General features: G+C 65.4%; 17 protein-coding genes. 7 read left to right on the top strand and 10 right to left on the bottom strand.

The features are described from left to right. Positions 1-260 precede the first annotated feature (260 nt). Positions 261-2,141 carry a M3 family oligoendopeptidase gene (locus tag QQL28_RS22695; protein ID WP_284268851.1) on the bottom strand — a complete coding sequence of 627 codons (1,881 nt, stop codon included), beginning with the start codon at positions 2,139-2,141 and terminating at the stop codon, positions 261-263. 124 nt (positions 2,142-2,265) lie between these two features. Between QQL28_RS22695 and QQL28_RS22690 the strand changes: the two genes are divergently transcribed. From QQL28_RS22690 to QQL28_RS22680, 3 genes are all read left to right on the top strand, one after another. Continuing rightward, complete coding sequence (locus tag QQL28_RS22690) at positions 2,266-3,768, top strand: sigma-54-dependent transcriptional regulator (protein ID WP_284268849.1); 1,503 nt, start codon at positions 2,266-2,268, stop codon at positions 3,766-3,768. A gap of 334 nt (positions 3,769-4,102) precedes the next feature. Further along, positions 4,103-6,322: a L,D-transpeptidase family protein gene (locus QQL28_RS22685; protein WP_284268848.1), complete on the top strand. Its 2,220-nt coding sequence runs from the start codon at positions 4,103-4,105 to the stop codon at positions 6,320-6,322. Positions 6,323-6,614: 292 nt separating this feature from the next. Beyond that, positions 6,615-8,252, top strand: a complete 1,638-nt coding sequence (locus QQL28_RS22680; RefSeq protein WP_284268846.1) for a peptidoglycan L,D-endopeptidase MepK — start codon at positions 6,615-6,617, stop codon at positions 8,250-8,252. A gap of 180 nt (positions 8,253-8,432) precedes the next feature. On the opposite strand, the gene QQL28_RS22675 is transcribed toward QQL28_RS22680, so the two are convergent. The 4 genes from QQL28_RS22675 to QQL28_RS22660 all read right to left on the bottom strand — a co-directional run bounded on the left by QQL28_RS22675 (position 8,433) and on the right by QQL28_RS22660 (position 11,539). Continuing rightward, complete coding sequence (locus tag QQL28_RS22675; RefSeq protein ID WP_284268845.1) at positions 8,433-8,855, bottom strand: DUF1801 domain-containing protein; 423 nt, start codon at positions 8,853-8,855, stop codon at positions 8,433-8,435. Positions 8,856-8,880: 25 nt separating this feature from the next. Further along, positions 8,881-10,647: an adenylate/guanylate cyclase domain-containing protein gene (locus tag QQL28_RS22670; protein WP_284268843.1), complete on the bottom strand. Its 1,767-nt coding sequence runs from the start codon at positions 10,645-10,647 to the stop codon at positions 8,881-8,883. Between the two features lie 120 nt (positions 10,648-10,767). Then, positions 10,768-11,040: a DUF2312 domain-containing protein gene (locus tag QQL28_RS22665; protein WP_283039703.1), complete on the bottom strand. Its 273-nt coding sequence runs from the start codon at positions 11,038-11,040 to the stop codon at positions 10,768-10,770. 196 nt (positions 11,041-11,236) lie between these two features. Further along, on the bottom strand, positions 11,237-11,539 hold the full coding sequence (locus tag QQL28_RS22660; protein ID WP_284268838.1) for a DUF1244 domain-containing protein: 303 nt from the start codon (positions 11,537-11,539) through the stop codon (positions 11,237-11,239). Between the two features lie 162 nt (positions 11,540-11,701). Here QQL28_RS22660 and QQL28_RS22655 point away from each other — a divergent pair, with 162 nt between their 5' ends. Both QQL28_RS22655 and pyk read left to right on the top strand, forming a co-directional pair. Then, a complete protein-coding gene (locus tag QQL28_RS22655; RefSeq protein WP_284268836.1) occupies positions 11,702-12,304 on the top strand; it encodes a DUF1036 domain-containing protein in 603 nt (200 codons plus the stop codon). Beyond that, complete coding sequence (gene pyk, locus QQL28_RS22650; protein WP_284268834.1) at positions 12,301-13,737, top strand: pyruvate kinase; 1,437 nt, start codon at positions 12,301-12,303, stop codon at positions 13,735-13,737. Before QQL28_RS22655 ends, pyk begins: the two co-directional genes overlap by 4 nt. A 6-nt stretch (positions 13,738-13,743) precedes the next feature. On the opposite strand, the gene QQL28_RS22645 is transcribed toward pyk, so the two are convergent. Continuing rightward, entirely contained in the window at positions 13,744-14,421 is a 678-nt protein-coding gene (locus QQL28_RS22645) for a TetR/AcrR family transcriptional regulator (protein WP_284268832.1), read from the bottom strand. Positions 14,422-14,622: 201 nt separating this feature from the next. Between QQL28_RS22645 and QQL28_RS22640 the strand changes: the two genes are divergently transcribed. After that, positions 14,623-14,781: a hypothetical protein gene (locus QQL28_RS22640; protein ID WP_284268830.1), complete on the top strand. Its 159-nt coding sequence runs from the start codon at positions 14,623-14,625 to the stop codon at positions 14,779-14,781. A 186-nt stretch (positions 14,782-14,967) separates the two neighbouring features. On the opposite strand, the gene QQL28_RS22635 is transcribed toward QQL28_RS22640, so the two are convergent. Beyond that, positions 14,968-15,132, bottom strand: a complete 165-nt coding sequence (locus tag QQL28_RS22635; RefSeq protein WP_027521915.1) for a Flp family type IVb pilin — start codon at positions 15,130-15,132, stop codon at positions 14,968-14,970. A gap of 302 nt (positions 15,133-15,434) precedes the next feature. Here QQL28_RS22635 and QQL28_RS22630 point away from each other — a divergent pair, with 302 nt between their 5' ends. After that, positions 15,435-16,934, top strand: a complete 1,500-nt coding sequence (locus QQL28_RS22630) for a hypothetical protein (RefSeq protein ID WP_284268827.1) — start codon at positions 15,435-15,437, stop codon at positions 16,932-16,934. Between the two features lie 225 nt (positions 16,935-17,159). Here QQL28_RS22630 and ftsH read toward each other — a convergent pair whose 3' ends face one another. The 3 genes from ftsH to ybgF form a co-directional block, all read right to left on the bottom strand. After that, entirely contained in the window at positions 17,160-19,082 is a 1,923-nt protein-coding gene (ftsH, locus tag QQL28_RS22625) for an ATP-dependent zinc metalloprotease FtsH (RefSeq protein WP_284268825.1), read from the bottom strand. A gap of 243 nt (positions 19,083-19,325) precedes the next feature. Beyond that, entirely contained in the window at positions 19,326-20,393 is a 1,068-nt protein-coding gene (gene tilS, locus QQL28_RS22620; RefSeq protein ID WP_284268822.1) for a tRNA lysidine(34) synthetase TilS, read from the bottom strand. A gap of 75 nt (positions 20,394-20,468) precedes the next feature. Continuing rightward, positions 20,469-20,976, bottom strand: a 508-nt coding sequence (gene ybgF, locus QQL28_RS22615; RefSeq protein WP_284268820.1) for a tol-pal system protein YbgF, incomplete at its 5' end; no start/stop codon positions are given.

Here is a 20,976-nt window from a genome sequence, read left to right as displayed (position 1 = left end):
TGCGCCGGCGCGAAGCAAGGCGCCGCGGCCGCGAGGTGCTTCAAATTGGCGACAATGACCTCGTTCGGGACCGGATTCGCCGAGGACGGCCCCTTGGCGTCGCCCGCGGTCTCGTCCCAGCGCCGAGCCGGTGACGATCTCGCGAAAAAGTGTCGCAGCCGCAGCCGACCGCTTTGGCGCGATGTTCGGCTTCGTCGACGCCGCGGTGCCGGGCCGAACAGGTCTCGGCCGCGGCGCAGGCAAGCCAGACCGACGCCGCTTCAGCCCATCGCCTCCAGCTCGTCGATCATGCCGGCAATGACGGAAAGGCCGCCGTCCCAGAATTTGGGGTCCTTGGCATCGAGCCCGAAGGGGCGCAGCAGCTCCGAATAGTGCTTGGTGCCGCCGGCAGCGAGCATGTCGAGATAGCGCTCGGCGAAGCCCTCAGTGGCATTCTCGTAGACCGCGTAGAGCGAGTTCACGAGGCAGTCGCCGAAGGCATAGGCGTAGACATAGAACGGCGAATGGATGAAGTGCGGGATGTACATCCAGTAGTTCTCGTAGCCCGCCTTGATCTCGATCGCGGGCCCCAGGCTTTCGCTTTGCACCGAGAGCCAGATCTCGCCGAGCCGCGTCGCGGTGAGCTCGCCGTTCTTGCGCTCGGTATGGACGGCGCGCTCGAAGGAATAGAACGCGATCTGCCGCACCACGGTGTTGATCATGTCCTCGACCTTGCCGGCGAGCAGGGCCTGGCGCTGTTTTGCATTCTTGGTCTGCGCGAGCAGACGCTTGAACGTCAGCATCTCGCCGAACACGCTCGCGGTCTCGGCGAGCGTCAGCGGCGTCGGCGCCATCAGCGCGCCGTTCCTGGCCGCCAGCACCTGGTGCACGCCGTGGCCGAGCTCGTGCGCAAGCGTCATCACGTCGCGCGGCTTGCCCTGATAGTTCATCAGCACGTAAGGATGCGCCGACGGCGTGGTCGGATGCGAGAAGGCGCCCGGCGCCTTGCCGGGACGGACCGGCGCATCGATCCAGCGATCAGTGAAGAAGCGCTCGGCGATGTCGGCCATGTCAGGCGAGAAGCCGCGATAGGCCGTCAGCACCATATTCCTCGCCTCGGGCCACGCGATGGTGTCGGTCGCGGCAAAGGGCAGCGGCGCGTTGCGATCCCAATAAGCGAGCCGCTTCTTCTTGAACCAGCGCGCCTTCAGCGCGTAATAGCGATGCGACAGTCTTGGATAGGCCGCGCGCACCGAGGCGACCAGCGCATCCACCACCTCGCGCTCGACGCGGTTGTTCAGATGGCGGGAATCCGCGACGTCCTTGAAGCCGCGCCAACGGTCGGAGATGTCCTTGTCCTTGGCGAGCGTGTTGGTGATCAGCGCGAAGGTGCGCTCATTGGCCTTGAAGGTTTTTGCCAAGGCTTCCGCCGCGGTCTTGCGCTTCGCGCCGTCGCGGTCCTGCAAGAAATTCAGCGTCGGCTCGATCGCGAGCTCCTTGGCGCCGACCTTGAAGCGCAGGCCGGAGATGGTCTGGTCGAACAGCCTGTTCCAGGCCGAATAGCCGGTCTGCGCCTTTTCCAGGAAGAGCTGCTCGAGCTTGTCGTCGAGCTGATACGGCTTCTCCTTGCGCAGATCCTCGATCCAGGGGCGATAATGCGCGAGCTCGGCAGCCTGCATCGCGCGGGTCAAAATATCGTCATCGATCCGGTTGAGCTCGAGCGCGAAGAACAGAAGATGGGTGGAGGCAGCCGTCAGCCGTTCTGACACATCTCCGTAAAACTTTGAAATCTTGGGATCAACGCTGTCGCCGGCGTGGACGAGCCCGGCATAGGAGCCGAGCCGGCCGGCGAGATCGTCGATCGCCTCGTAACGCCGCACGGCCTCCGCGAGCCATTTTCCGCCATCTTCCTTTGCTGTCCCTGTCGCGAGCTTGCCCTTGTAGTCGGTCTCGAACGCGACGCAATCGGCATCCATCTTCTCGAGATCGCGCGCCACTTCCGGCGCGGTGATCCCGGAATAGAGATCGGCGAGGTTCCACTCCGGAAGCTTGCCGGCTTTGCTTGCGGCTTTGCCGGAGGGTTTTGCTTTGGCGGCGGCTTTCTTGGTGTTCGGCTTGCGGAGAACAGACGTGCTGAGAGCAGACTTGGAGCGCGAAGTCATTGTGCTGGAAACCTGTGTTCAACGTTCGCAATGGATGGGGGCAGCAAGGTTTAAGAGTGCGTTAATCGGCTTCGGCCAGAGTGCCCCGATTCGAGACAGATAGTTGTAGCGTGCGGGGAACACCATGGCTGCCAGTATTTTGATTGCCGATGACGACGCCGTCGCGCGCCGCCTGGTCGAGAACATGGTGCAGAAATGCGGCTATGAAACGATCATCGTCGATTCCGGCGATGCCGCGCTCGCCGCCCTCACCGCGCCTGACGCTCCCGCGGTCGACGCCGTCATCCTCGACCTCGTGATGCCCGGCCTCGACGGCATGGGCGTCCTGGCAAAGATTCGCGAGGCCGGCCTCAGCGTCCCCGTCATCGTACAGACCGCGCATGGCGGCATCGACAACGTGATCTCGGCCATGCGCGCTGGTGCCGCCGACTTCGTGGTCAAGCCGGTCGGCATGGAGCGGCTCCAGGTCTCCTTGCGCAATGCGCTCAACGCGTCCGCGCTCAAGGGCGAATTGCAGCGCATCCGGCACAGCCGCGAGGGCCGGCTGACGTTCTCGGACATCATCACGCGCAGCGACGCGATGGCGCATGTGATGCGCGCCGCTCAGAAAGCGGCGAATTCCTCGATTCCCGTCCTGATCGAAGGCGACTCCGGCGTCGGCAAGGAGATGTTCGCGCGCGCCATACATGGCAGCGGCGAGCGCAAGGCAAAGCCGTTCGTCGCGGTCAATTGCGGCGCGATCCCCGACAATCTCGTCGAGTCGATCCTGTTCGGCCATGAGAAGGGCGCCTTCACCGGCGCGACCGAGCGGCACGCCGGCAAGTTCGTCGAGGCCCATGGCGGCACGCTGTTTCTGGACGAGGTCAGCGAGTTGCCGCTGACCGCGCAAGTGAAGCTGCTGCGCGCGCTCCAGGAGGGCGCGGTCGAGGCCGTCGGCGGCCGCAAGCCGGTGAAGGTCGACGTCCGCATCATCTCCGCGACCAACCGCAAGCTGCTGGATCGGGTGAAGCAGGGCCACTTCCGCGAGGACCTGTTCTACCGCCTTCACGTGCTGCCGCTGACGGTCCCGGCGCTGCGCGCGCGGCGTGAGGACATTCCTCATCTCTTGCGGCATTTCCTGGCGCGGTTCGCCGCCGAGGAGAACCGCCCGATCACCGGCATCAGCGGCGAGGCGATGGCGCATCTCGCCACGCTGGACTGGCCCGGCAACATCCGCCAGCTCGAGAATGCGGTCTATCGCGCGGTGGTCATGAGCGAGGGCGACCAGCTTGGTCTCGACGATTTCCCGCTGCTCGCCGGGCAGGCGCATCAGGTGAGCGACGTTCCGACCGCGCCGCTGATCCTGGAGCCGGTCGCGCCCACGGTCCCCGCCATGATCTCAGGTAACGAGATACCGATCGCCCCGTTGCCTGCCGCCGGCTCGCTCGCGATGCTGACCAGCACCGGAGAAGTACGGCCTCTGGAGGAGATGGAGAACGAAATCATCCGCTTCGCGATCTCGCATTACCGCGGGCAGATGTCGGAGGTCGCGCGCCGCCTCAAAATTGGCCGCTCCACGCTCTACCGCAAACTCGACGAAGCCGGCGTCCACGGAGATGGCGGCAAAAGCGGTGAGGAGACGCACTGAGCCGGGACTGCGGAACGACATTCCCTTTATGGCCTAAACGGGGCGCAAGTCCTTCGCATTGCGGACGATTTGAACCGTGACCGGGAAGTGACAGACAAAGGGAAAAGCGCGTGGCAGAGGCGCACAATCCGTTGCCAAGAGGCTTCCTTGAAGTCAGTTTGTCGTGAGTTGTCCCGGGTGGCGCTGGCTGCAAAAACGGGGCCTGTATATCGTCTGCGTAAGAATCGTTGCGTGCAGGCGTGCAACTTTCGAGAAGCCGGCGCGATTGGCCGAAGCTGTTAGACGATAACGAATCTGTTCCGTGGGGGACGGTTCACCCGAGGGGTGTGACACGATGCGAGACTGTTTGAACAACCGTGCAGGCTTTGACCGCGTGCTGATGACGGTCGCGGCGACCTTCCTCACGGTGTCGGCCACATCGGCGCTGGCCCAGGACCAGGCGCGCAGCAGCGCCGCGGAGCTCGCGATCGAAGCCGCGATCCCGCGCCCCGAACCGGCCAACGTCCCGCCGCCGACCGCCGCCGACATCAAGCTCGACACCACCGCCACGGTGCAGGAGCCGGCCAAGGATGCGACCAGCAAGGAGCCCGTGAAGGCGGAAGCCTCACCCGCCCCCGAGAAGGTCGAGACCAAGCCTTCCGACGTCGCCACGACGCCCGCCACCGAGGCACCGAAGAGCGAGACGGCCAAGACCGAACCTGCAAAGATCGAACCCGCCAAGACTGAGCCCGCAAAGACCGAGGCTGCAACCGCGCCGGCCGCTGCAGCTCCCGCTGAGCCGCCGAAGGATGTCGCGAAGCAGCCGGCCACCGAGCCGGTGAAGGCCGCGAGCAACGTTCCCGCCGCCGACCAGCCGGTTGCCGACAAGATCAAGGACGCGCTCGGCGCCAAAACCTCGCGCTATTTCGATCGCAAGAACGAGCGCGCCGCCGTCGAGAAGTTTTACGGCGCACGCGACTTCGCGCCGGTCTGGACGCAAGGCGGCAGCCTTTCCGCTTCGGCCAAGGGCGTGATCGCACGGCTGAAGGATGCCGCATCCGACGGTCTCAACGCCGCCGACTATCCGGTGCCGGATTTCGCCGCGGCCACGACGCCCGATGCGCTCGCCGAAGCCGAGCTCAAGCTCACCGCCAGCATGCTGGACTATGCGCGTCAGGCGCAGAGCGGCCGCATGCACTGGTCGCAGGTCAGCGCCGATATCCTTTATCCCGAGCATCCGATCGACCCGAGCGAGGTGCTCGCCAAGATCACGACCGCGGCCGATGCGTCGGCGGCGCTCGACAGCTACAACCCACCGCAAAAGCTCTACAAGGAGCTGAAGGCGAAGCTCGCTCAGCTCCGCGGCCAGGGCGAAGGCCCGGTGATCGAGATCACCGACGGCCCGGCGCTGAAGTACACGCCCGCCAAAGGCAAGAAGCAGGCGGAAGTCGTGGTGCAGGATCCGCGCGTGCCGCAGCTCCGCGCCAAGCTCGGCATCGCCGAGAACGCCAGCGACGACCACTATGACGCCACGGTGGCGGAAGCCGTGCGGAAATTCCAGGACGGCGCCGAGATGAAGGTGACCGGCGTGCTCGACGCGCCGACCGTGAAGGCGCTGAACAGCCCGAAGCGCGACAAGCAGATCGACACCGTGCTCGTGAACATGGAGCGTTGGCGCTGGCTGCCGCGCGATCTCGGCGTGCCCTCGCTCGGCGATGCCTATGTCATCCTCAACATTCCCGACTACACGCTGAAGGTGATGCAGCGCGGCCAGCAGGTCTGGACCACGCGCGTGGTCACGGGCAAGCCGGGCACGCACGCCACCCCGCTGCTCAGCGAGACGATGAAGTACATCACGGTCAACCCGACCTGGAACGTGCCGCCGTCGATCGTCTACAACGAATATCTGCCGGCGCTGCAGCAGGACCCGACCGTGCTCCAGCGCATGGGGTTGCGCCTCGAGCAGAACCGCGACGGCTCCGTGCACATCTCGCAGCCGCCGGGTGAGGCCAACGCGCTCGGCCGCATCCGCTTCAACTTCCCGAACAAGTTCCTGGTCTATCAGCACGACACGCCGGACAAGCATCTGTTCGCCAGGGAAGACCGTGCCTTCAGCCATGGCTGCATGCGGGTGCAGAATCCGGATCAGTACGCCTCGGTGCTGCTCAACATCGCGATGCCGAACGAACACTACACGCCGGAGCGCGTCCGCAGCATGTACGGCTCGAGCGAGGTCGACCTGAAATTCCCCACCCCGATCCCGGTCAACATCACCTACCAGACCGCGTTCGTGGATGACGGCGGCAAGCTGCAATTCCGCAAGGATGTCTATGGCCGCGACGCGACCATGATCAACATCCTGAAGAACAGCCGCGGCAAGGACCTCGAGAACGTCGTCGCCCACTCCCAGCCGAGCTACTCGCGGCCGGCCACCACCCTGCCCTCCGGCGTTGCGGTGGCCAACAATGGCGGCGGCTTCTCGTCCGGCCCGTCGTTCTTCGAGCGGCTGTTCGGACCGCCGACCCCGCCGCCGGCTCCGATCGGCCGGCGCCAGCAGCGCGTCTTCACCCGCTGATCCCTTTCAGCCGCGCCCCTGCGAGCCCAGATTATTCAATGAAATCAGCGATCCCGTCCCCCGACGGGATCGCTTAACGTTAACCATTGTCCACCAGAGCCGCGGCGGAGGGCCTTTTTTCGCCACACTCGACCGGTTAGGTCTGCAGCTCTACTTGGGATTTCTCTTGGGGGCGGGAAGGTAAACCTCAAATTAACCTTCTCGCTTTAAGAAAGCGTTCATCCTCTTTCGCGCGCTAGCGGGGTTGGCGGGAGAGTCCATTTGAACGCTCGTCGACTGGGTGGGCTCATTCGTGCTGGCTGGTTTCGCACGCCAATTCAAAGTGCTGTCGTTGTCCCATGCGGGAGTGAAGGCCGGATCGCGGATCGGCCTGACCTCGCTGCTGTTGCTTGCCGGCGCCGGCTCCGTTCATGACGCGACCGCGCTGAACGAGACCCGCACCCTCTCCTTCCACCACACTCATTCCGGCGAAGACCTCACCGTCACCTTCAAGCGCGACGGGCGCTATGACGAGGCGGCGCTCAAGCAGCTCAATCATTATCTGCGCGACTGGCGCTCCCAGGACGAGACGGTCATGGACCGTCACCTCTTCGATATCCTCTGGGAAGTCTATCGCGACGTCGACGGCAAGCAGCCGATCCAGATCATCTCCTCCTACCGCTCCCCCGCCACCAACGCCATGCTCCGCCGCCGCTCCTCAGGGGTGGCCCGCTTCAGCCAGCACATGCTGGGCCATGCGATGGACTTCTACATTCCGGGCGTGCCACTGGAGCAGATCCGTTTCGCAGGGCTTCGCCTGCAACGCGGCGGTGTCGGCTTCTACCCGACCTCCGGCTCGCCTTTCGTGCATCTGGACACCGGCAGCATCCGGCACTGGCCGCGCATGACGCATGACCAGCTCGCCCGTGTCTTCCCGGACGGCCGCACCGTGCACCTGCCGACCGATGGCACGCCGCTGAAGGGCTATGAGCTCGCCAAGGCCGACATCGAGCGGCGCGGTAATGGCGATGACGCCGCGACGATCGGCAAGCCGGGCTTCCTGGCGGCGCTGTTCAAGGGCAAGTCGGCCCCCAGCAGCGACGAGGATGACGAGGGCGCACCGGCCGTTAGTGCGAAGCCGGCGGCGCCGACCGTGGTTGCGGCAGCCGCGCCTGCCAAGAACTCTGACAAGACCGCTGAAAAGTCCGCCGATCCGGTGCCGACGCCGCGCGCCAAGCCGCAAGTGGCAGCCGCGATCCAGCTCGCCGCGGCCGACATGCAGGTCGTGCAGCCGCCCAAGCCGAAGCCCGCTCCCGCCGCCGACAAATCGGCTGAGGCCAAACCGCAGACGCCCGCCGACATCATCAACGCCCGCGGCTTCTGGGATGATACGCCGACGGCTCCGCAGCAGGCGACGCCGGCCCAGGTCGCGGCGCTCAGGGCACGCCAGGCACTGGCCTCGGCGACCGATCCACAGGCAACCGCTAGCGTCTCCTCCTCGGCCTACCAGGCGCTGGCCTTTGCGCCGGCCGCCGCCTCGCCGGTCGACCGCGCCAACGTCGTCGCCGCCTCCGCGCCGATCCCGCGCACGGCCCGTCCCGGTGCCGCGACCCGTAGCCTTGCGCAGGCCACCGAGATCAACACCGTCGTCGCCAAAGGCGCGCAGGGCATGATCGCGACCTCGACGCGGCTCTCCGCCGCCAAGGGCGAGAGCATGTGGCTCAAGATCGTGATGCTGGCGCCGAGCGCCAGCCGCTCGATGTCGGTGACGCTGATGGGCGATATCGACATGACCGCGATGCGCGCCTATTTCGTCAAGCCGCAAGCGGTGATCGCGATGGGCTTCACCGACGATCCGATGCAGGGCATGTCCTGCGACAGCTTCTCGGGCTCGGCGACCACGAAGCTCGAGACCACGTCCTTCGTGGTCCGCACCGCGGCGCTGCGCTGATCGCGCCGGCTTAGTCGCTCCCAAGACTCCGCAACCTCCAGCGTCGTCCTGGCGAAGGCCAGGACGCATACCGCGCAATCTATCGATGACGCGCGGTGCCAATCCCAAACGACGATGACTGCCAGCCTTCGTTACAACTGCCCCCTGGGGTAATGGGCTCCGCCAGGACGACGTGCGGGGTCATCTCCGGCCGCGGCGGTCGAGATGATATGTGAGCGCCAGCGACAGGCAGACCGCGAGCGGCTGCTTCGCCAACGTGCCCGCCACCGGCAACAGCAGCGCACGGTTCTGCCGATATTCGAACTGGTCCGGAAAACGCTCGCGAAACGTTTCGACCAGCGTCGTCTTGCAGTTGAACAGCACGGCCGCATGCGTCTCGGAGTCCTTCACACGCCCGAGCCGGATCGTGCTGCCGCTTCCGCTTCGCTCCGTCAGATAGGACGGCTCGCCCCATTTCAACGTCTCGGTCAGCGGACCGACGTCATCATCCGCCCTGGCCGTTGCGAAGATCAGCTTGCGGACGTCGAGGAGGCGCCGGCGGACCGGCGGCGGAAACGCCTCGAAGGCCCGGCGCACCTCGCGCGGCAACGGCGACTCACTCACGGAGTCCTCCTGGAAGGATCGACGATCAGGCCGGCAGGCCGGCGCCGCGAAGGCCCGCCTCGTAGCGCTGACGATCAACCTCGCGCTTATAGTGCTGGGTGGAGAGATGATTGGCTACCGAAAATGCCGGCTCGCGCTTGAGAACCTCGGCTGCGTGAGCGCCGGCCGCAACCGCGTTGCCCATCTGCGCGAAGATCGCGGCGAGGAACGCGTGATGAGTATGATCGGGCCGCGTGATCCGCGAAAAGGCTTCGGCGGCTTCGGCGTATTTCTCGGCACAATAATAGGCACGCCCGAGATGGCTCCAGAAACGTTCGGGGTGATAGGGGTTGAGCCGCATCGCCTTCTTGATCCAGTCGATGCCTTCCTCCGGCCGGCCTAGCCAGGTCAAGAGCTCGCCCTGCTGCACCACCACGAGATCGTAGTTCGGGTTGAGCGTAAGCGCCCGCTCCTGATGGTAGGTCGCCTTGTCATGATCGTCGCGGTTCAGATTGAGCGCGGCGAGGATGCGGTGGACGTCACTGTCATTGTCGTCGAGCGCCAGCGCGGTCTCCAGCTCCGATGACACCTTTTGAAAGGTCGCGTCGCGATCGGCGCACCAGCTATAGACCCAGGTCTGGCCGAGGACGCAGGCCTTCCAGGCGTGCGCATGCGCATAACTCGCATCGAGTTCGAGCGCGCGGTCGAGCAGAACCTGCGCCCGCGCATTGTCGTCGCGATTGGAGCGGTGATGCAAGACCTTCGCGGCGAGCACGCATTCATAGGCCGCCATGTTGTCCGTCGGCTTCCGGTTCGCCCGATCGTGCGTGGCGGCCTCCACGCGGCCGGGCAATGTCGCGGCGATCGCGCGGGTCATCTCGTCCTGGATGGCGAAGATGTCCTTGAGCTCGCCGTCGTAGCGTTCGGCCCAGATATGCCGGTCGGTCTCCGCATCGATCAATTGCACGGTGACGCGGACGCGATCTCCCGCCTTTCGCACGCTTCCCTCGATGACATAATCGACAGCGAATTCGCGGCCGATATCCTGCACCTTTACCGCCTTGCCCTTGTACACGAAGGTCGAGTTGCGGGAGATCACCAGCAGGTCGTGGAAGCGTGAGAGCTCCGTAATGATGTCCTCGGTCAGGCCGTCCGCAAAGAACTCCTGCTCCGGATCACCGCTCATGTTGGCGAAGGGCAGCACCGCGATCGACGGCTTCTTCGACTTGCCGGCCGCCCTTGCCGTATCCTTGGTGCCGTCTGGCGCGGTTGCTGAACTCTCCTCCAGCCTGATCCGGTAGACGCGGATCGCACGGGCGATGTTCTTGACGTTCTGCTCGCCGATATCCTCGAAGAAAACGCCATCGAGCCGCTCACCGAGCTGGTCGCGCACCGCGCTCGAGATGCAAATGCCTCCGGGCTCGGCCAGCGCCTCCAACCGTGCCGCGACGTTCACTCCGTCGCCGAAAATATCGTTCTGGTCGACGATCACATCGCCCAGATTGATGCCGATGCGAAATTGGATCCATCGCGGCGGCGAGACGTCGGCATTGCGTCGCCCCATCCGGCTCTGAACCTCGGCAGCGCAGAGCACGGCGTCGACGACGCTATGGAATTCGACGAGCAAGCCGTCGCCGGTTGTCTTGATGATGCGGCCGCGATTCTTCGCGATGGCCGGATCGATGAGCTCGATCCGGTGGGCCTTGAGGCGCGCGAGCGTGCCAGCCTCGTCGACCTCCATGAGCCGACTAAAGCCGACCATATCAGCCGCGAGGACCGCAGCGAGCCTACGCTCTGGTCCAGGCACATCCATTGCTCGGTCCCTTTACCGAGCAGTCTAGCAGACGAGCGGATTTTGCCCAAGTTTGGGGGGCTGCAATTACGGGTATGCGCGCCAGGGTACTCCTACCGGCGCAGCCTGGGCCTCCTCGCCTCAGAGCATCCCCAGCGCCTGCATGTAGGTCTCGAGGATCGTTTCGGCCTCGGCGCGCTCGTTGGGGTCCTGCTTGCGCAGGCGCACGATGGTGCGCAGCGCCTTCACGTCAAAGCCATTGCCCTTGCTCTCGGCATAGACGTCGCGGATGTCGTCGGAGATCGCCTTCTTCTCTTCCTCCAGCCGCTCGATGCGCTCGATGATGGAGCGCAGTTGATCCTTGGCGAATTTCGTGGCGGGCGCTTCTTCGTTGACGGCGGTGGCAATGGCCATCTCGTACTCCTGATGGAACTGGCAAGGTGAGGTAACGCCGGCGCCCTCGCACCGCGCGTGCTGGCTTGACCCTTCAGGTTTGGCGGCCGTTCCGTCAAGGCAGCATCGCGCTCGTCCACAGCGCACCCACATCTTCGTGTCGCGGGGGCCAAAAACCGGTTGTGCTGCGAACGACGTTAGCCCCTCAAGGCGGGGCTCAATGTCCGGGATGGACCTTCTTCATGGCTTCGAGCTGCTCAGGCGTGGCCTTGCCCTGGTACTTCGACTTCCAGGTCTCATAGGGCATGCCGTAGACCGCCTCGCGGCTCTCGTCCTTGCTGAGCGGCACCCCTTGCGCGTCGGCGGCGTCCTTCAGCCAGTTCGACAGGCAATTGCGGCAGAAGCCGGCGAGATTCATCAGATCGATGTTCTGGACGTCGATCCGGGTCTTGAGATGCTCGACCAGGCGACGAAAGGCTGCCGCCTCGAGCTCTGTTCTGGTTTTGTCGTCGATTGCCAAGACGATGACCTCACTGTCCGGACTGCCGTTTACGGGACTAGGTAGGCCTTTGTCACAGATTTTGCCATATCCCGGTGCAAACGGGACCCTTGGGCGGTCCTCAGGCAGTTCCCGCGCCCTCTACGCCAAATCGTCAATGATCTGATATAGCTTCCCGCGACGATGATCGCCGAATCTCCCGCCTTCCAGCGCCTCTCCTCATGGCTCGTCCGCCTCGCCCCGGCGCTGGCGATCGCCTTGCTATGCCTGTCGACGAGCCCCGCCTCGGCCGACTTCCGCCTCTGCAACAACACCTCGAGCCGGGTCGGGATCGCGCTCGGCTACAAGGATGCCGAAGGGTGGACCACGGAGGGCTGGTGGAATATCTCGTCGCGCTCCTGCGAGACGCTGCTGCGGGGCACGCTGGTCGCCCGCTATTATTACATCTACGCGATCGACTATGACCGCGGCGGCGAATGGTCGGGCCAGGCCTTCATGTGCTCGCGGGACAAGGAATTCACCATCCGCGGCACCGAGGACTGCCTCGCCCGCGGCTACGACCGGACCGGCTATTTCGAGGTCGATACCGGCGAGCAGCGCGCCTGGACGGTGCAGCTCACCGACGCCAACGAACAGCCCTCGCAACAGCGGGTGCCTGGACTGCCGGGCCCGGTTGGCCCGGGTGGCGGCGTTCCGGGTTTGCCCAATAGCCCGCCGGGTGCTACGCCCCCGGGCTCGCCTGGCCTTGCGCCAGCCCCCCCGCCCCCGCCTGGAAATAAGCCATGAGGCGACTTCGCCGTATCAAGATTCTCGCGACCCTTGGACCTGCCTCCTCGGACCTCGCGACAATCCGCCGCCTGTTCGAGGCCGGTGCCGACATCTTCCGCATCAATATGAGCCACACCCCGCATGACAAGATGCGGGAGCTGGTGGCGACGATCCGCAACGTCGAGTCCAGCTACGGGCGGCCGATCGGCATCCTGGTCGATCTCCAGGGGCCGAAGCTCCGGCTCGGCTCGTTCGCCGAAGGGGCCGTGCAGCTCCAGAACGGCCAGACCTTCACGCTGGACTCCGACAAGGCGCCGGGCGACACGACCCGCGTCTACCTTCCGCATCCGGAGATCCTCGCCGCGCTCCGGCCCGGCCATGCGCTGTTGCTCGATGACGGCAAGGTGCGGCTGATCGCGGAGCAGACCTCGAAAGAGCATGCGGTGACGCGTGTCGTGGTCGGCGGCAAGATGTCCGACCGCAAGGGCGTCAGCCTGCCCGATACCGACCTGCCGGTCTCGGCGATGACCCAGAAGGACCGCGCCGACCTCGAGGCCGCCGCGACCACGGGCATCGACTGGATCGCGCTGTCCTTCGTGCAGCGCGCCGATGACGTGCTCGAAGCCAAGAAGATGATCCGCGGCCGTGCCGCCGTGATGGCCAAGATCGAGAAGCCGCAGGCGATCGATCGCCTCGCCGACATCATCGAGGCCTCCGACGCGCTGATGGTGGCGCGCGGCGATCTCGGCGTCGAGCTGCCGCTGGAGCGCGTGCCGAGCCTTCAGAAGCAGATGACGCGGATGGCGCGCCGCGCCGGCAAGCCGGTGGTGATCGCCACCCAGATGCTGGAATCGATGATCCAGTCGCCGGTGCCGACGCGCGCGGAAGTCTCCGACGTCGCGACCGCCGTCTATGAGGGCGCCGACGCCATCATGCTGTCGGCTGAATCGGCTGCCGGCAAGTTCCCGGTCGAGGCAGTCTCGACCATGAATCGGATCGGCGAGGAGGTCGAGCGCGACCCGACCTATCGCTCCGTGATCATGGCGCAGCGGCCGGACCCGGAGTCGACAGTCGGCGATGCGATCGCGGACGCCGCGCGCGTGATGGCCGAGACGCTCGACCTGCCGGCGCTGATCTGCTGGACCAGCTCCGGCTCGACCGCGATCCGCGTGGCGCGCGAACGTCCGAAGGCGCCGATCGTGGCGATCACGCCGAACATGACGACGGGGCGCAAGCTCGCGGTGGTCTGGGGCGTGCATTGCGTGGTGGCGGAAGACGCACGCGACCAGGACGACATGGTCAGCCGCGCCGGCCAGATCGCGTTCCGCGATGGCTTTGTCCGCGCCGGCCAGCGCGTCATCATCGTCGCCGGCGTTCCGCTCGGCATCCCCGGCACGACCAACATGGTGCGGATCGCGTCCGTCGGCCCCGAGGGCGACGCCAATATGTGAGGGGCGTTAAGCTCCCTCCAACGCCTTCGCCGGCAACACCGTCTGCTGCACCACGAGACCACGGGCGCGGGCATCCATGACGCCGACGGCACGCAGCGCCAGCAGCGTGACCGTCTGAACGGCGTCGCGCAGCTTGACCGGATCCTCGAGATTGTCGGGCGCGAGCGGCCCGACCAGCGCCTCGTGCAGCGCGCCGAGCAGCGCCGTTGCAGCAAGCGCAGTGTCCTGCGCCGGCAAATGGCCGGCCCGCACGGCGGCGTCGATCCGGGAAGCGATCTCACCCGCGATCTCGCGACGGCTCGCAAGCCGCGAAGCGCTGACATCGACGTCGACGGGCTCGGCCAGGATGCCCCAGGCGAGCTTGCGCTGGGACAGCGTGTGCACCGCAACCGTGGTGACGGCGGCCGCCAGCGCCGAGGACGGCCCCGGAGCGGCGTCGGCGGCCCGGCGGATCGCGGCGAGCTCGTCGCGCGACACTTCGGCGATCAGCTCGGAGATCAGGTCGGCTTTTGAAGGGAAATAGCGGTAGACCGTTCCCGCCGCGACGTTGGCCCTGACCGCGACCGGGGCGATCTGCACCGCCACCATGCCGCCTTCCGCTGCCGCCTCCCGCGCCGCCGCCAGAATGGCGCTGCGCCGGGCGGCTAGGCGTTTCACCACTTGATGGGTCCGCCGGTAAACCATGGCGCGCTTCCTGTCCCACGCGCCTGGCCGCGCGTTTCGGCCGAACGCTTCTTCACTGTTTTCGCTGCAAATCGCCCCGCAAGAACTGAACAACTATTCAGAGCAGATGACAAGACCTCAAATGTGCGAGGCTGATCTGCCGGCTCAGGACGAGGCAAGGGACAAGGTAAGGCCCGGCCGGGACGCCGGCAGCTCACGCCGATGAGCGACCGCACGGGCGACGATGAGCGCGGCAACGATCAGCGTCGCCGCAAGCCCGACGGGGATTTTCAGAAACGGGAAGCTCGCAAGCAGTGCGAGGACGAAGCCGAGCGCACAAGGCTCGTAAGCACGGAAGCCGTCATCGTATCCAGCGCCTAGAGCATGATCCGGAAAAGTGTGAATCGGTTTTCCGAAAAGATCATGCTCAAACAATAACCTAAAGCGCGATGATGATTCATCCCAATCTCATCGCGCTTTAAGCGCCAGGCGACATCGCGCGCAGTGGCTCAAATGAAAGAGCCCCGGAATCCCGGGGCTCTCTGAATTCACGTCGATCGTCCGAACTTACTTCAGGCTGGACGAGATCGAGCCGAACTTGGAGTTCAGCGAGGTGCCGAGGTTATTGACGACGGTGATGATGGCCAGCGCGATGCCGGCGGCGATCAGACCGTATTCAATAGCGGTGGCGCCGGATTCATCCTTCACAAAGCGCGCAACGAGGTTCTTCATAGTGTGCTCCAAAGTGTACACAAGGCTACAACTAGTCTGGTCTGACCGGCTTCCCAGCGCCCGTGCGACCATGGAACGGACCGTAGCGACAAAGACTTGCACCGCAGTTAATTCGCTCGCGGAAACCTGCAGCGGTTTGCGTGTATTCCGCGATGGTAAACCGAAATTGAAAACAATCGGTTAAATTGCCCGGAAACATGCTCGCCGCATCTGTGCCGGTTTACTCGAAGTTATGACCGTCATGATCCAATGCCGCCCGCAACGGCCGGCAGGATCAACGTCCGGCAGAACGACGAGGCGGAATGTCCATCTCCTCTACTTACAGCATGGCGATGCAGAGCCGCGCGCGAGTCCTGGTGCCGCTCTGCGTCGGCGCGGGCGCCTATCTCTGCTTCCTCTTCATCGGCGACACGCTGCTCCAGGATTCCGACTCGTTCTGGCAGATCAAGATCGGGCAATGGATCCTCGATCATCGCGCGCTGCCCTATACGGACATCTATTCATTCACGCGATCGGGCCAGCCCTGGATATCCACCTCGTGGCTGTCGCAAGTGCTGTTCGCGAGCTCCTATGCGCAATGGGGCTGGGCGGGACCGGTGATCCTCACGACGATTGCGATCGCGCTCACTGTCGCGATCTTCGTCTATCTGCTCGATGCGCATCTCGAGCTTCCGCGCTCGGTGCTGTTTGCGATGCTGGCGCTGCTGTTGTCGCTGCATCATCTGCTGGCGCGTCCGCACATCCTGGCGCTGCCCGTCATGGTGCTGTGGGCCGGCGTGTTGATGGCGGCCGCCGATCGCAGGAGCGCGCCGTCATGGCTCTGGCTGCCGTTGATGGCGTTGTGGGCGAACCTGCATGGCGGCTTCGTTCTGGGTCTGGCGTTGATTGGTCCGATCGCGCTCGAGGCGGTCGAGCATGCCGAGAAAGGACGACGGATTCAATTATTCCTGCGCTGGGTGCTGTTCGGCATCGCGGCGCTGATCGCAAGCTGCGCCACACCCTACGGCTGGAGGACGCTGTGGGGCGCGACCAACATCCTCAACCTCGGCGAACTGCTGACGGTGATCTTCGAGTGGATGCCGGCGAATTTCGCCTCGTTCTCAGCGTTCGAAGGCGCGCTGCTCGGCCTCATCGCCATCGGCTTCTATCGCGGCCTCGTGCTCTCGGCGCCGCGGATTTTCCTGATCCTGTTCCTGACCTGGAGCGCGCTCACGCATGTCAGGAGCATCGAGGCATTTGCGTTCCTGGTGCCGCTGGTGCTGGCAAAGCCGCTCGGCGGATTGTCACCACGCACTGAGCCGGACGCAGCAGGCGCCAACGGCTGGCCGGCCCGCTACGTCACCGCACTGGGCGCGCTGATGATCGTGGCAGCAAGCTGGACCTCGACTTCGATCTATATGGGACATCACCGCTTCACGTTCACGATGCTGCAGACGCCGGTCGCGGCGGTCGATGTGCTCGAGCAGCGCAAGGCGCAGCGCATCTTCAACGCCTACCAGTTCGGCGGCTATCTGATCTCGCGCGACGTCCCGGTCTTCGTCGATGGCCGCGCCGAGCTCTATGGCGAGAAATTCGTCATGGACTTCTTCAAGGCGACCGAGGGGAAGCAGCCCGAGATTCTGCCGCGCCTGCTCGACGAATATAAGATCGACGCGACGCTCTTGGTCGCCGATGCGCCGGGCCCGCAGATCCTCGATCACCTCAAGGGCTGGAAGCGGATCTATGCCGACGACATCGCGGTGATCCATGTGCGCGACAATGGGCAAGTGGCTGACGCACCCTCATCCGCGATATCGAAATGATCTCCCGATTCAGAGAGAACGCTATTTCCGCTGCCTCACGCGCGAACAGATGTACGAGGTCGAGCGGAGCCTTGGCGGCCTTCATGAGCCGCACGTCGGCGGGTAATTCTCCGACGAGATCGCCATAGGCGACCGACAAGCCGTCCACAAAAATGCGAAAGCCCGGATTGATGCCGGGCTTTTGCGAGAGCGGTTTGCCGGAATAGCCGGCCGTGGCACGTAGGCTTACGCCTGCGGCTGCGGCTCCAGGCCGGGATCCGGATCGGGCCGCGGGCGCGACTTGCCGGCCGGCGGCACCGCGGAAGCGCGCGGCGTGCTCGGCTCGAGCACGGACTCGCGGTTCGGCTTCTTGCCCTTGAGGAGATCGACGATCTCATCTCCCGTCAGCGTTTCGAACTCAAGCAGGCCCTTGGCCAGCGTCTCGAGGTCGGCATGCTTCTCGGTGAGAATGCGGGTCGCCTCCTTGTAGCCTTCCTCGACCAGACGCTTGATCTCGGAGTCGATCTTCTGGACCGTTGCTTCGGACGCGTTCTGCGTCCGCGACACCGACATGCCCAGGAAGACCTCGTCCTGGTTCTCGCCGTAGGAGACCGTGCCGAGCTCCTCCGACAGGCCCCAGCGCGTCACCATCATGCGGGCGAGGCGCGTGGCCTGCTCGATGTCGGAGGCGGCACCCGAGGTCACCTTCTCGCGGCCGAAGATCAGCTCTTCGGCAACGCGGCCGCCCATCATGATGGCAAGGCGCGAAGTCATCTGCTCCAGCGACATCGACAGCTTGTCGCGTTCGGGGAGCTGCATGACCATGCCGAGCGCGCGGCCGCGCGGAATGATGGTCGCCTTGTGGATCGGATCGGTCGCCGGCACGTTCAGGCCGACGATGGCGTGGCCGCCCTCGTGATAGGCCGTCAGCAGCTTCTCTTCCTCGGTCATGACGAGCGACTTGCGCTCGGCGCCCATCATCACCTTGTCCTTGGCTTCCTCGAACTCGGCCTGGGTCACCATCCGCTTGTTGCGGCGGGCGGCCGTCAGCGCCGCCTCGTTGACGAGGTTCATCAGGTCGGCGCCGGAGAAGCCGGGCGTGCCGCGCGCGATGGTCTTGAGGTTGATATCGGGGGCCAGCGGCACCTTGCGGACGTGAACCTTCAAAATCTGCTCGCGGCCGACGACGTCCGGGTTGGGCACCACGACCTGGCGGTCGAAGCGGCCGGGACGCAGCAGCGCGGGATCGAGCACGTCGGGACGGTTGGTCGCGGCGATCAGGATCACGCCCTCGTTCGCCTCGAAGCCGTCCATCTCGACCAGCAACTGGTTCAACGTCTGCTCGCGCTCGTCATTGCCGCCGCCGAGGCCGGCGCCGCGGTGACGGCCGACGGCGTCGATTTCGTCGATGAAGATGATGCAGGGCGCATTCTTCTTGGCCTGCTCGAACATGTCGCGGACGCGGGAGGCGCCGACGCCGACGAACATCTCGACGAAGTCGGAGCCGGAAATGGTGAAGAACGGCACGTTGGCTTCGCCCGCGACCGCGCGCGCGATCAGCGTCTTGCCGGTGCCGGGCGGGCCGACCAGGAGCACGCCACGCGGAATACGGCCGCCGAGCCGCTGGAATTTGCCGGGATCGCGCAGGAATTCGACGATCTCCTGGAGGTCCTGCTTGGCCTCGTCGACGCCGGCGACGTCCTCGAAGGTGACGCGGCCATGCGCCTCGGTCAGCATCTTGGCGCGCGACTTGCCAAAGCCCATCGCCTTGCCGGCGCCGCCCTGCATCTGGCGCGACAGGAAGATCCACACGCCGATCAGCGCGATGAAAGGCAGCCAGGAGACCAGCAGCGAGACGAACCACGGCACGTTGTCGCCCGGCGGCTTCGCCGTGATCTGGACCTTGCTGTCATAGAGGCGCTTCACCAGCGTCGGGTCGTTGGGCGCATAGGTCTGGAAGCTGGAGCCGTTGGTGAAGGTCCCGTGAATCTCCGGTCCCTGGATCACGACGTCGCGCACATTGCCCCGGTCGACCTCACTCAGGAGCTGCGAGAAGGCGATGTCCTGGGAGGAAGCGCGCTGGCCGGGATTCTGGAAGAGCGTGAACAACGCCAATAGCAGCAAGACAATGATGACCCAGAGGGCGAAATTGCGCAGATTGGCGTTCATCGATCTTCCTTCGTGGTCGCGCGGATCGCGGCCCTAATCCTTGGGCAAGCTAGAGAAAATCCCCAAGGAATCCTCTCGGTTGGACGCATACAATTTAGGTGCCGCCCCGGTCGCTGCCAAGGGAACGAGATGGGACTATTTATCCCATCTTAGCCCGATTCCCGCGCAAATAATGGCGGGGCAGTCTGGGTTTTTCCGGCCTGGTTAAGGTGTCCTGAGGGGACAAGGGCCGCGCGGCCGGTGTCATGATCCGCCCCTGATGCGCCGGGGCGGCGCCGGCTCGATCAGGATACGCCCCCGGGACAGGCTGATGAGGGCTCCCGCCAGCGTCTGCTTGACCTGAGGCCGACCGGTTCCGGCGGCGCGCCGGCCCGCGCCCGCGATGCCGCGGTCGAGGACCGCCAAGAGGGCCTCGACCTTGCCAAGTTCCGCCGGCCCCTCGTGCCCGACGGCGTCGATCGCCCGCATCAGGAGCCGCAAGCGCACCTCCTCCGGCAGTGTGGCGAAGGCCGAGGCTTCGAAGCTTCGCGCAGGCGCATCGGGCGGCAGGCGATCGCGATCCCTCAGCGCGAGGAAGCGCTCGGCGCCATTGGCCAGCACGTCGATGGCGGCATTGGCGCGGGCGAGCCGCGCCGCGAGCCGCGCCAGGTTGCGCGCGCTGCCGCCTTCGGCAGCAAGCTGCGGCAAAAGCGCCCGCAGCCGCGGGCGCGTGAAGACGGTGTCGCGGTTGGTCGGATCGTCAGCGAAAGCGATATTGGCGCGTTTCAAGGTCGCGATCAGCTGCGCCTTTGGCACGTCGAGCAGCGGACGCGCCAGCGCGATCCCGTCCCGCTCCGTGACGGGTGCCATCGCGGTCAGACCGGCGATGCCGCTGCCGCGCAACAACCGCATCAGCAAAGTCTCGGCCTGGTCGTCACGGGTGTGCGCGGTGAGGACATGGGTCGCTCCGCTCGCGCGCGCGGCCTGCGTCAGCAGGCGGTAGCGCGCGGCGCGCGCTGCGGCGGGAAGACCGGTCTTCGGCTTGGCGCCGGTCCAGCGCATCGTCCGATGCGGCAAATCGAGCGAACGCGCCAGGTGCTTGACGTCGCGCGCCTCGCGCGCCGCTTCCGGTCGCAGGCCATGATCGACGGTGACAGCGATGAGCTGCGGGCCGTGCGTGAGGCTCCTGCGCCAGCGCGCGGCAAGCCACATCAGCGCGACGGAATCCGGCCCGCCCGAAACAGCCAGCACGAGCGCCGGCGCGCGTCTCAGATCGGCGAAGAGCAGCTTCGCCTCACGCGCCGAGATCGGAGAATTGTCGTCGTCTGACATGACGCTGCCCGCAGGATGGCGCGCCTATTTAGCGCAGCGCCATCGGCATTGTCAGCGTTCAAAGAGGTGGAGCGGCTAGCACTTCACCCGCTTCTGCTCGCGATCGACGGCGGCTTTGACGCCGGCGGAAGCACGCGGATATTTGCGGCCCACCTCGCCGAATGCGGCGCAGGCGGCTTCCTTCTCCTTCAGCGCAGCCAGCGACTGGCCGAGCCGCAGCAGGGAGTCCGGCGCCTTTGCGGACTTGTCATACTTCGTGGTGACGGCGAGGAAGGCCTCTGCCGCATCACGATATTGCTGACGCTGGAAGTAGCTCTCGCCGAGCCAGTACTGGGCGTCGCCGAGCAAGGGATCGCTCGGATATTTCTGCGTGAAACTCTTCATGGTCTGCTCGGCCAGCGCATAGTCCTTGCGCTGCATGTAGCCGATGCCGAGGTCGAACTCGTCGCGCGGCGATTGCGAGGGCGGCTGGGTCGCCGGACCGCCGCCCGGCGCCGGATAACCGGGCTGCGCCGCAGGATAGCCGGGCTGCGCGGCCGGCGCGGCCGCTTGCGGATAGCGGCCGCCGGTATTGGAGAGATCG

The organism is Bradyrhizobium iriomotense (genome assembly GCF_030160715.1).
Classification (GTDB): domain Bacteria; phylum Pseudomonadota; class Alphaproteobacteria; order Rhizobiales; family Xanthobacteraceae; genus Bradyrhizobium; species Bradyrhizobium iriomotense.
This window is presented reverse-complemented; position numbering and strand designations above follow the sequence as displayed.